9 protein-coding genes and 1 pseudogene are annotated in these 12259 nt (G+C 37.9%); 6 read left to right on the top strand and 4 right to left on the bottom strand.

Features of this window, described 5'->3' with window-relative positions; all coding sequences use genetic code 11:
- Positions 1-3: 3 nt before the first annotated feature.
- Positions 4-471: pseudogene (locus Q0757_RS15365) on the bottom strand (malate:quinone oxidoreductase); the annotation flags it as partial.
- A gap of 188 nt (positions 472-659) precedes the next feature.
- Positions 660-1385, bottom strand: a complete 726-nt coding sequence (locus Q0757_RS15360) for a FadR/GntR family transcriptional regulator (RefSeq protein WP_298788912.1) — start codon at positions 1383-1385, stop codon at positions 660-662.
- A gap of 363 nt (positions 1386-1748) precedes the next feature.
- Between Q0757_RS15360 and Q0757_RS15355 the strand changes: the two genes are divergently transcribed.
- Positions 1749-3335: an L-lactate permease gene (locus Q0757_RS15355; protein WP_298788910.1), complete on the top strand. Its 1587-nt coding sequence runs from the start codon at positions 1749-1751 to the stop codon at positions 3333-3335.
- A gap of 487 nt (positions 3336-3822) precedes the next feature.
- Here the strand turns inward: Q0757_RS15355 and Q0757_RS15350 are convergent, their stop codons facing one another.
- A complete protein-coding gene (locus tag Q0757_RS15350) occupies positions 3823-4089 on the bottom strand; it encodes a Txe/YoeB family addiction module toxin (protein WP_094908906.1) in 267 nt (88 codons plus the stop codon).
- Positions 4082-4330, bottom strand: a complete 249-nt coding sequence (locus Q0757_RS15345; RefSeq protein WP_027847125.1) for a type II toxin-antitoxin system Phd/YefM family antitoxin — start codon at positions 4328-4330, stop codon at positions 4082-4084. Before Q0757_RS15345 ends, Q0757_RS15350 begins: the two co-directional genes overlap by 8 nt.
- A 398-nt stretch (positions 4331-4728) precedes the next feature.
- On the opposite strand from Q0757_RS15345, the gene Q0757_RS15340 reads away from it, so the two are divergent.
- The 5 genes from Q0757_RS15340 to Q0757_RS15320 all read left to right on the top strand — a co-directional run bounded on the left by Q0757_RS15340 (position 4729) and on the right by Q0757_RS15320 (position 11887).
- Entirely contained in the window at positions 4729-5787 is a 1059-nt protein-coding gene (locus Q0757_RS15340) for a tyrosine-type recombinase/integrase (RefSeq protein ID WP_298788904.1), read from the top strand.
- Positions 5788-5978: 191 nt separating this feature from the next.
- The gene (locus tag Q0757_RS15335) at positions 5979-6755 is read left to right on the top strand and encodes a hypothetical protein (protein WP_298788902.1); all 777 of its coding nucleotides are present in this window, start codon (positions 5979-5981) and stop codon (positions 6753-6755) included.
- 192 nt (positions 6756-6947) lie between these two features.
- Entirely contained in the window at positions 6948-10724 is a 3777-nt protein-coding gene (locus Q0757_RS15330; protein ID WP_298788899.1) for a hypothetical protein, read from the top strand.
- A 460-nt stretch (positions 10725-11184) separates the two neighbouring features.
- Positions 11185-11451: an AbrB/MazE/SpoVT family DNA-binding domain-containing protein gene (locus Q0757_RS15325; protein WP_298788897.1), complete on the top strand. Its 267-nt coding sequence runs from the start codon at positions 11185-11187 to the stop codon at positions 11449-11451.
- 19 nt (positions 11452-11470) lie between these two features.
- Positions 11471-11887 (top strand): type II toxin-antitoxin system death-on-curing family toxin, encoded by a 417-nt coding sequence (locus Q0757_RS15320; RefSeq protein WP_298788895.1) that lies wholly within the window; start codon positions 11471-11473, stop codon positions 11885-11887.
- Positions 11888-12259: the final 372 nt, after the last annotated feature.

The following is a 12259-nucleotide window of genomic DNA, read 5'->3' as shown; positions in this document are numbered from 1 at the left end:
GGCCTGCCTGATTTGCTCGGGATCCTCGGAAAATTCCATGCCCTGAAACTGGGGATGGCCGTCGAGGGCCTCGAACCGTTTCTTCAGAAAATTTACGTGATCCTGCCCGTACACAAAGCTGATGTGAGGAAGGGGACGGATAAACTCCTCCGGGTTCTGAAGATCTCCCTGATCCACCAGGTGCGCCCAGAGCTGTCGTGAAATCTGAAACTGTTCATTAATTTCAACCCCCCGGCCGGTCTTCAAAGAGCCGTCCGGCTGCTCGGGCGTATAGTTCAGCTCACAGAGCGCCGCGTGACCGGTACCGGCGTTGTTCCATTCATTCGAGCTCTCCTGCCCGGCGGAATCGAGCTTCTCAAAAATAGTAATGCGCCACTCCGGCGCCAATTTATTCAAAAGCGTGGCGAGCGTCGCACTTACGATACCGGCGCCAATCAGAATAATGTCGGTCGTTGTGTCATGACTACGCATCGTCTTCCTCCTTTAGATGATGCAATAAGTTGAATTTATACAGAGAATAAAGCTTTCATGCTTCTGTGACGCTGATTTTGCAAATGTTTATCTTGCGAAGGATTGGCAGACCTAATCCCTCTTTTAATGATTATGATTGGCTTTCCGCTGAACCGAAGCAAGGAAGGCAGAAACGCATGGTAGATTGTCTACATGTTTCGATGTTTCATCCCTTGAGACAGCACATGCTCCACATTGATGAGGTGTCTGCTCATGGCCACAGCAGCGGATTCGTTTTGGTGGTTTTCGATGGCATAAAAGATTTGTTGATGTTCGTCAATCAGGTTTTGAGAGGATCGTTGTTCGAAAAACAACCATACTTTTCTGGTTTCATACATGGTTTTTTGCAAGGTATCGGAAAGCCGACTCATCATTTGTTGAAGGAGGTGATTTCCGGAGGCTTCGGCAATAGCTAGATGGAAACGAACATCACCCTGTTCGCCGAGATCCCCCGAACCGTTAGACGCCTGTGTCATTTGTTCCAGCGCGTCCCGCATCTGTTCCAGGTGACCGTCTGTCCGTCGAAGTGCAGCCAGTTCGGCAGCTCCTTTCTCCAGCACATGACGGACTTCAAACAGTTCTTTCATGGTTTGCGTCGAAAGAAGGGTAGGGCTGTTCATCATTTCTGTGATGGTGGAAGCATCGTATTGGTTCACAAAGGTGCCTTCTCCCTGGCGAATCGTGACAATGCCGACGGCTTGCAATGCACTTAAAGCTTCCCGAACGGCGGAGCGGCTGATATCGAACTGTTCCGAAAGCGCAATGACGGAAGCCAGTTTGTCCCCGGGTTGTATTTCTCCACGTTTGATCATTTCTTCAATTTTTTCTCGAACTACTTCAGCGATTTTTTTCGTTTCAATACGTTCGATAGGCATTAATGGCTTCTCCTCTCGTAGATGCTAGAATAGTCCTGTGTTCTTGATCGTTTGTGCATCAGCGTTAGCCTCGCCGCGCTGCTTTAGGCAAAGCATAAAAACGATAAGTATTTTATTTTCTAAAGATATGGTCATCAGATGAGAAGCATGAATTCATTTTATCATTAGTGGAAACCGCTTTCAATTATCAAGCTGTTTTTGAACAAAGAACTAGAAAAAGCATCTTTTGGTCACAAAACATATTGCAAATATGAATGTAAGCGATTACTATATGGAATATGGTCATCTGATGACCATATTACCCCCTATCCTTGATGAGCGGTAAGAGCGAAAGCATCATGATATCAAAGAGGAGGAAATCAAATGTTAATGATCGTGGCCTTAAGCGCTGTGATTGTACCATTTCTGTTGTTGGTCCTGCTGCGAATGCCGGCAATTAAAGGGATGTCTATCAGTGCCGTTGTTGTCATTCTATTAGCGATAACCGTGTGGGGAATGGAAAGCCAGGTGATTGCTTCGTCGATCCTCCAGGGTGTACATAAAACCTTGACCATTTTATTCATTTTGTTTGGAGCTCTGGTTCTTTTGAATACCCTCAGGAACACGGGGGCAGTGAATCGCATTAATCAGGGGTTCCAGAGTATTTCTCAGGATATGAGGGTCCAATTGATCTTTGTCGCCTTTTTGTTCGGATCGTTAATTGAAGGGGCGGCAGGGTTTGGTACCCCGGCGATGGTGACGGCGCCGTTAATGCTCGCGCTAGGTTTTAAGCCCTTGGCGGCGGTGGCGACAGCGCTCATTGCTGACAGTACTGCCGTCGCCTTCGGAGCGGTAGGAACGCCCGTGTTGGTCGGCTTAAGCACTTTGCCCGAAGCGGATGCTGCCTTTTATCAGGATGTCGGTTTTACGGTCACCCTCATTGATTTATTCGCGGGCATGTTCATTCCTTTTATCCTAATGCTCGTTCTGACGTTGTTCTTTGGTAAAGGAAAGGGTATCAAGGACGCTATGGTGATGCTTCCCTGGACCCTGCTTATTGGGATCACGTATAACGGATCCGCATTAGTATATGCATATTTGTTTGGCCCGGAGTTTGTAGCGATTCTTGGTTCGTTAACGGGACTGGTGGTGGCCGCGGTGACTGCTAAAAAAGGATGGTTGCTCCCAACGTCCACATGGACCGATGCTATGCAGGAGGATTTCAAGATAAGTCACGAACGATCCGAGATGGGATTAATCCGGGCGTGGCTTCCGTATATCATTGTTGTTCTCTTATTGCTTCTCACCCGTATTGTTCCTTGGTTTCAGAAATTCACCCAGACCGCCATTGATTTAACCTGGACGAATATTTTGGGGGTGGAAGGGGTCACGTCGGAATGGGAACTGCTTTATTCTCCCGGCACAGTCCTCACGGTCGCGGCTATCTTGGCCGTCGTCGTTCAACGAAAACGGCTGGGCCACTTTGGGCGGGCAGCCACGCAGTCGTTGGCTACGATTAAAATTACCGCTGTGACTCTTGCGGCCACGCTTGCCATGGTTCATGTGTTTAGTAATTCCGGGATGAATGCGAGCGATTTGATGAGCATGCCGGAGTACATTGCGCAGGGGATGGCAGCCGCCTTCGGCCCAATGTGGATCTTTGCCGCCCCGTTCCTCGGGGAATTGGGGTCTTTTATTACCGGAAGCGCCACCGTTTCCACGCTTACCTTCTCCCCAATTCAGTACAATATCGCAGAGGCCACGGGCGCGAATGTCCACGTGGTGCTTGCTGCTCAACTGGTGGGAGCCGGCGCGGGAAATATGATTTGTGTGCATAACGTAGTTGCTGCAAGTGCTGTTGTAGGAATGCAGGGAGAGGAAGGGAACGTTATCCGAAAAACCTTGGGACCGGCGATCTTGTACGGGATCCTGACGGGTATTGGCGGATTCATTTTGATGAACATTTTATAAAACGGCTAATGGGTTGAAGGTGGACACTAATACCAACTTCAACCCATTCACTATTTCTTGATATATTTTAAAATAAAGAAAATCATGCTTCGGAGGAGGTTCCGAATCATTCTTAAAAACATAAAAACACGACTAGCCGATGCCCCAACACAAAAATTCCTCAGGGGAGAACTGTGGTTTTTTACCCTATACTTCCAAGGAATAAACCAGCTAGATTTAGAGTCTTTTATCCTATCGTTATCCAATGTTCAACCGCGGGGGAAAAGGTGGATTATTGTTCTTTGATTGGAAAATTTCAGGTACCATAATTAAAAAAACAATTAATAACTCTTGCGATAGCGGGACAAATAATAGATTAATTCTGCCATCCTCTCAAAAAGTAAGCTTTTTGAGAGGGTTTTTCTTGTCACGCAAAAAAGCTTCCTGGAAGGGACCAGCAAGCCTCTCTCTTTTACTAATTATAAGAAAGTTTTTTTATGTGTTTAATCTAATAATGGTATCTGCAAGCAACTATACTGATTTGTGTTTCATCCACGGTATACACCAGTCGATGCTCGATATCGATGCGACGACTGTAAAAGCCGGCTAAATTTCCTTTTAGTTTCTCTGGCTTCCCAACGCCGTCTAACGCCCCGTCTCGTTCAATGCTTTTAATTAATTGATTAATGCGTTTGAGCATTTTTTTGTCCTTGGTTTGCCAATACTGATAATCCTGAAACGCATTGTGAGTGAATAAGACGTTCAACTTACTCATCGATATCGACGGTCGTGGTTTCTTCTTGATTTAATTGGTTGATGGATTCCGATAGATGCTTGGCATTGCTCGGGTTGTTTAACAGATAGATGGTTTCAAGATATTGATTGTATTCGTCTTCCGAGATAAGGACAGCGTTTCGTTCTTTAGTCGTGATGGTAACGGCTTCGTTGTCGTCGTTGACTTTATCAATTAATCCCTTAAAGTTCTTTCGCGCGTTGGAATAATTCATGACGGTCATCGTTATCAGCTCCTTCTTCTTTATTGTACAATTAAATGTACAATTTGTCTATGAGCTTCCCAATCTATTTTTGTTTGAACAAATATGGAAATTTTTAGTGTTTAAAAAGGGCTTTTATAAGACAGTTGATACACGGGCCAAAAACTATTAGTACTTCTTCCAAAACCCTATTGAAGCTTTCTAGTACGTATCAGAAGTGTGGCGGATGTTATGAAAGGTTTCAAAGTGTCCTTATTGAATATATAAACAATTACGTTTACATAAACGTAATTGTTTAACTTATTAATATTTGTATTTTTAACCAACTATACACCATCTAAGCATGATAAAATAAAGGCTAAAGAAAGCTTCAATTTCCTTAGGTTTTGAAACAAGAACAACAACTGGGAGGGCGTAGAATGAACCACCTTGTATTACCAGGAAATCAAACTCAAGCTCTTTCATTGGAAAAGTCTCATTCGTTTCTAAATAGCGACTTGTACACAGATATTTCTGCGCAAGGTTTCGAAGGGGTGGAGTGGGAACAGATACCTGATGAATTTCTAATGTACATCTATTTACATAAAAACAATACGCTGCGTAAACAGCGAAGCGAGCGGACAAAGCGTAAATATTTAGAAACGCTTGTTCCATTCCTTACTTATATACAAGAGTTCGGAGGATTAAGAGAAATTTCTGCTCAACGTATTTATGCGTATCAGCTATATCTCGAGCGAGAGAAGGGATATAAGGCGAGCACGTTGGCCCGTCATAGTACGGTCATTAAACAGTTCCTTCGCTTCCTTGTGCAGGAAGACATGATGGAAACCGATTTGACGACAAAAATGGCGCCAGTTGCTCAACCGAGAGAGGAGCTAGTAGACCGGGATCTCCATGAGCACGAAGTTCAGCAATTACTCTCTTACTTCAAACAAAAAGATTCATTTGCTTACACGTTATTGGTCGTTCTGACGAGTACAGGTATGCGGATTGAAGAATTGGCCAAAGCCAAGTGGCGTGATTTGGAATGGCGCTCGCCGGAAGGAGCTTTCTTTCTGCACATTACGGGAAAGGGCGAAAAAGAGCGGCCGATTTTTCTTTTCGCCGATGTATTGCGTATTCTCCAGGACTTCCGGAAAGGCCGGGAAATGATCACAGAGGCCTTTACAGGAGACTCTGCGTTCTTTCCAAAGAAAAATGGGGGACATTATCATGTAAACTATTTAGGGGATCGTTTTAGCAAGCTCATGGCCTCAGCTCCATTTCCGTTTGTCCAGCACCGTCGAGATCCTATTACGCCACACACGTGTCGTCATTATACGACCTATTATATGTTAGAGCATGGGGCTGACCTTGCTTCGGTTCGGGATATGCTAGGGCATGCGTCTATACGAACGACCGAGCGTTACCTACTCCGAAGAAGAAATTATAAAGAACATGCTGGACTAAAAGTGAAAAAAAATAGCTTTACGAATTAATTATATAAACTATAAAATTTATATCGTGATTATATAAGGGGGAGATTATTATTTATAGGGATTTTATATATTACAACGCTGATAAAATTGAATCTATACTTGCCCAAGTTAACAGTGGTTTATTAGAAAATGTAATTGAAAGTGAGCAAAAAGCAAATCAAGTAGGGGGAAAAGCAAAAACATCTTTAATAATGGAGTTATTAGGGTTCCCTATTTCTGGAGAAGCGAACTACAATCGTACAACAACTTCAAATTTACAAAACACCAAATCATTACACGATTATGCTTTTGAACAAATGAGACTAGGACTTGAAGAAAACAACTTGATGAATGATGTTACGAATTCAAAACATTTTTCTTCTGAAACTTCTAATAAAAATTTTGTTAAAATTTCAGGGGGAATAGAAATATTTGATTATGAAACTTTAGCTCAGAATCTTTCAAATTTTGGCCAGCTAGATAGAATAATTAATAACAAAAGTAAAGATGAAACATCAGATTTCGATTACGGCTCTTTTGAAAGCATGATGGATTTATTTAATGGAAATCAAAGTCAGCCTGATGAATTTGAACAATTCTCAAATTTAGTTTCGACTTTGTATTCTAACTTAACCACAATAGAAATGACCAATAGTAAAAACTTAACTTTTTCAGGCACTATTAATAAAGAGTATTTAAGAGAAACTATTAGAAACATAATTTATAAATATGGTTCTAATTTAGAAGGAAAATGGGAAATGGTTTGTCAAATAACTAAAATTCCTACAAAAGAAAGTACGAGCGTTACTGAAAAAATGAATGATTTTGGTAAAAATATTAAAAACCCTGATTTAGAAGCTGAAAAAACTTTAGCAGACTTTATGAATAGAATTGTAAGTGAATTTAATCAAATTCAAGAAGCATTTGCATCAGTAAATTTTCCTAAAATTGCAGTAGATCCAATAGCAATTTATAAAGAACATGAATAGATAGCTATACTTTTTCATAAATAAGTTTTTATTAAAAATTTATTTAATTTTATAAGATATTTTTTACGTAAAGTTTCTGTTTTCTCTATAGTTATACAACCACAAAAATTATAACTATTAGTGAATGCTTTTTCATCACTATATAACTTAAATAAACTTATTCATAAAAATGAATCGAAGAAGGAGGTTAATATGGATTTTTTAGAAGTAACTCACAATGATATAGAAAAATTATCAGATCAACAACTTACAGAATTGTTATCAATTTTGTTATATTTTGAAGCTGAAGAATGGGGTATCCCAGCTAGTGCAGTGGGAGTGGCTCTTAATATCAATGCTTCAGATGGTGGAGAGGATGGAAGAATCAAATGGGAAGAGGGAGTAGAGAGGACCAGTTGGCTCCCAAATCGATTTACGCTTTTTCAATGCAAAGCCACTGATATGCCACCTTCAAAATGTAAAGAAGAAATATTAATAAATGAACAAGAGCTTAAACCGATGGTTCGTCAGGTGATCGAACAAGAGGGTGCATATATTCTTTTCCACAATCATTCTTTGAATGAACAGCAAAAACAAACTAGAATTGATCGCTTTCAGGAAGCGATTGAGGAAGCTGAAGTCGAAGCTAAAAGTGAATCTATTGCTATATATATTTATGATGCAAATGAAATAGCCGCATGGACTAATAAATCTCTTTCAGCTATTGTCGCTGTGTGGCACTGGGTTGGAAAACATCTTCCAAATGGTGCTATGACATGGAAAGACTGGAGTGGTTATCAGGATAATAGTTATAGTTACATATTCAATGAATTAAATGAGTCTAATATAAAGCAATTAAGAAACCACTTTACTGGGGTAAAAAAAGTGGCGCGTATTATAGGTTTATCAGGCTTAGGCAAAACAAGGTTGGCTTTTGAAACTTTTCGCCCCCCAAACGATCCAAATGATTTAGATCAATTGGCTAGAAGCAAACAAGCTATATATTTAGATGCAGCTAATAATCCAACTAGTTTATCTAATAGTATTTCAACTTGGAGGGCACAACGCTTGAAGGGGACAGTTATTGTGGATAATTGTAACCCTGAAACCCATAAAGCTTTAAAGGAAGAAATTGAACATTCAGATAGTCAGTTAAATTTATTGACTTTGGATTTTAATCCTGAAAGATACAGTTCTGATCATCCTTATATCGAGTTGAAGCCAGTATCAGATGAAGTTATTGAAGGGATCATTTCTCAAAGTTACCCTGGTATAGTTTCAGAGGATATCGAAAGAATTATACATTTTGCTCAAGGCTTCCCCAAGATTGCTGTACTCTTAGCAAAAGCAAGACTTAATATGGAAGACGATATCGGAAGTTTAAGAGACGATGCTCTAATACATAAACTTTTATGGGATAGAGATGGAAAAGACAGTATAAAACTTAAAGTATTATCGGCATGCGCTCTTTTTGATCACATTGGATTTGAAGATGAGGCTTCGTCACATCGTCAATTCGTTACAGAACATATATGCAGAGTCAGCAATGAAGAATTTTATGAAACTTGTCAATATTTTATTGAGAGAGGAATATTGGATGTGCGGGGCAGATATATTAGGGTGACTCCACAACCTTTAGCTATACGTTTAGCTGCAGATTGGTGGAAAAAATGCCCACCTGAAACAGCATATCAAATTTTGACAACAGATATGCCAGCTGGAATGTCTGAAGCTCTCTGCGATCAAATGGCAAAACTCCATTTTCTACCTAAAGCCCAAGAATTGACTTCTAGTATATGTGGAGAGCAGGCCCCTTTTGGCCAAGCGGAAGTTCTAAATTCTGAAAAGGGTTCCCGTCTCTTCCGCTCTTTAGTAGAGGTGAACCCCACAGCTACCTCCCGTACTTTAAAAAGAGTTTTTGGCTCGATGAGTATTAAAGAATTACTACAAATTAAAGCTGGTAGAAGAAATTTAGTTTGGGCATTAGAAAAATTATGCTTTTGGGAAGATACTTTTGCCGAAGCCTCAAGGATTTTATTATATTTTGCTGCAGCAGAAAATGAAAGTTGGGCTAACAATGCTACCGCTCAATTTCTGCAACTATTTCATTATGTTTTATCTGGAACTCAGGCTCCTCCGAATGAGAGAATTGATGTGATTGATTATGCTTTGGAATCTAACAAGTACGAAGTTCGATTATTAGGATTAGAAGCGTTAGGTCATGCTTTACAAACACATCATTTTAGCCGAATGTTAGGTGTTGAAAAACAAGGGAGTAGACCAATAAGTCAAGAATGGAGACCTGAAACATGGGGAGAAGTGTTTAATTATTGGCAAAATGTGCTCGATAGGCTTACGCAATTAGCAATTAATGATGAAGAAATGTCTGAAAGAGCATTAAATTTAATTGCAAATAATATTCGGGGCCTAGTTTCCCATGGGCGAATAGAAGAGATTGAGAAATCTTTAAAAATAATTATTGGTAAAAAGGGCCCTTTTTGGCCAACGGCATTAGAAAATATCAAAGATACCATTGAATTTGATAGCTCAAAAATTCCAAGAGATGCACTAGAACGAATTGAAAATTGGGTGAGGTGGTTACAACCGAAAGACTTTATAAATCAATTGAAACTGATAGTAAGTCTTCCGAAATGGCGTCATGAAAAAAATGATGGTGGTCAGTACATTGATATCTCGAGTGAAGAAGCAAAAAAATTTGCTGCATATACTGTAAAAGATCAATATAAAAATTTTCTTGATAACTTGTATTTAGTTTTAGTTGGAGAACAAAGAAAAGCATATATTTTTGGGTATGAAATTGCTAGGTTGGTAGAGGAACCTAACTTTTTATTAATTGAAATAAAAAATCAATTTGACGAAATAATCAATCAAAAAATTGAAAATATTAATATATCTTTTGTGGGAGGTGTACTATCAGCTTTACAAAACGAAAACTTCGAGCTAGTAGAGAACTTTTTAGATGAATTTTCAGAATCTCCAAGCCTAGGGAAATATACAGTAGAATTGACACGATATATAAATATCTCTGAAAATGATATAGATAGAATTATTGAATCATTAAAAAATAGAAAAATAAATATTAATACTTTAAATACTCTGGCATATGGTAGTGTATTAGATCACTTAGAGTCAGAAACTATATTAAAATTGATCGCAGAAATCATCAAACATGAAAGTAAAGAATTTACTGTTAGTTGGCATATTCTATATATGTATGTCTATAATGATGCTGAAAAATTTAAAATGTTATCAGGAAAATTTAAAGAAATGTTATTAATTCCAGATTTATTAATCAATGATAAAATTCATAGTTATGAAATTAGCGAGATAATTAAAGGAATTATATTGAATGATGATAGTGGAAGGGGAGAGTTTATTTCTTCTTTCTCACGAAAAATAATGAACCTGCTATCAACAAAATTGAATTTTGATCAACTTAAAAATTTAAGAGAATATACTAATATTTTGATGAAGTATGGATGGGAACATAGTTGGCCAGTATTTGCGGAAGTTCTGCTTTGTGAGGATAAAATAATAGTTTATAATACAATAAATTTATTAGAATCAAAATCGCTAATATATGAAACTACTTGGCCCTTGGAAGCTGTCCCTCAAGAAATACTAATAGAGTGGTGTAAAGTTCATATAAAAGCTCCGGAAATGCTTTCAACTATAGTACCAGTTTTAGAAGATGACAAAAATAAAATAACTTCGATTGCTTATCATTTAGTTTTTGAGTACGGTGATAATGAAAGAGTGCTGCGAAATATAAGTAGCAGCTTAAACACGTTTAGTTGGAGTGGCTCCTTAATTCCTTATCTTCAAAGACAAATTGAAGTCTATCAAACATTTAAAAAACATAATTCATGGGTAGTAAAAGAATGGGCTCAGAACAATATAGAAAGATTGTATAAGAATATAGAAAATGAGAAGAAACAAGAAGAAGAGAATGATTTAGGTTTTTATTAATTGACTAATGCATTATAAATTTACAAACTCTTGGAATTAAAGCCCAGTATATAGCTGGGCTTTATTAACTAGCAGTGTGATAATAACTAAAATTTATTAATTTCACACACTGTAATAATTAAATTTAAAATTTATGTTTATTCTCAAAGAGAGGAATAAGTTAAATGATTTTTTAATAATACATTATAATATATTATTCTATACCTAAGGAAATATAACATTTCCTTAGGTTTATATCTCAGGTTCTGGAGCGGCCTTATTTTTTAAAATTTGGAAGTACATGTATTACCTTAACCATATTTTTGTTTATAAAATAATTATAGTATGTGAAATTAATAATAACCTATGCAAATATCAAGGTTGTCATAATAGTGACTATTATATATACTGTACTTACAATATATATTTTGAAAGATTGATGAACAGCTATTATTTTCAGAAATGAAAGGAGGCGTCTATAATGGCGCAGGCTGAGAAAAGATTTACACGTCGATTGAACCAATCAGGAAATAGTCTTTCAGCTGGTATACCTAAAGCAATTGCTGATCGATTAGAGTTGGCTAAGGGCGATGAACTTAATGTCTATTATAATGAAGAAACTGGGGAAATTATTATGAAAAAAGCGAATCGTTCTTTACCGGAAGGCGTGCGTCCAGACGTATTACAAGCAATGAATCGTGCCGTAGATAAATATGACGATGCTCTTCGAAACTTAAAAGACCGATGATTTTTGGAGGTATTAGTTAATGGAGGTATTTTACTTTTCCGAAGAGGAACTTCTCTTTATTCATTATACTGTTATGGAAATGTATAACGACAGCGATCAAGCTGGGGTTAAACAATACGAGAGCTTTCAAACGATGCTGCATCGACCAAAAAAAGAACTATACGGTGAAGAAATGTACCCTTCCATTCCGGAGAAAGCTTGCTGCTATTATCATTCCATTGCTAGGGGCGGTCATATTTTTCGAAATGGGAATAAACGAACGGCTTTAACAGTTTTCGATTCCTTTTTATCCCTTAATGGCTACAAGCTTACACTTACCTCCAAGCAAGCAGAAGATTTTACCGTTTATTTAGCCTATGATGATAAATTCAAAGGGAATGATTGTATTCACTATATAATAGAAGAAATAGGGGAATATATTCAACCTTTAGAATAATAGATCCTTTTTAAAAAATGGTCATACTAGAGAAAACAAAAATTAAATGTATTTTTTGCTTGAAATTTAACTATTTCAAGCTTTTTTAGTACAGTTTTTTCGCCGAGAATCGAGCTGTGTTGCATTTAGAAATAAAAACCTGGGTTGTAGTCTTCCAATTACAAATCTCAGATTTCTGCAAATAGACCAAAATAATATTTTCCATTTACATAAACGTTTCAGTATATGTGAATGGAAAATATATTAATTGTTAATTATTTAAAACAACAAGAATATTATACATAAAGGGAAGAGGGAGAGCGTAAAATATTTTGTGTAAACGAGCGAACACGAAAAAAGGAAGTCCTTTTCTAGTAGAATGAAGTTAGCCGA

Origin of the sequence: uncultured Marinococcus sp. (assembly GCF_947493875.1) — a bacterium.
In the GTDB taxonomy this organism is placed as follows: Bacteria; Bacillota; Bacilli; order Bacillales; family Marinococcaceae; genus Marinococcus.
Note: the sequence above shows the minus strand (reverse complement) of the source record. Positions and strands in the feature narration are given on the sequence as shown.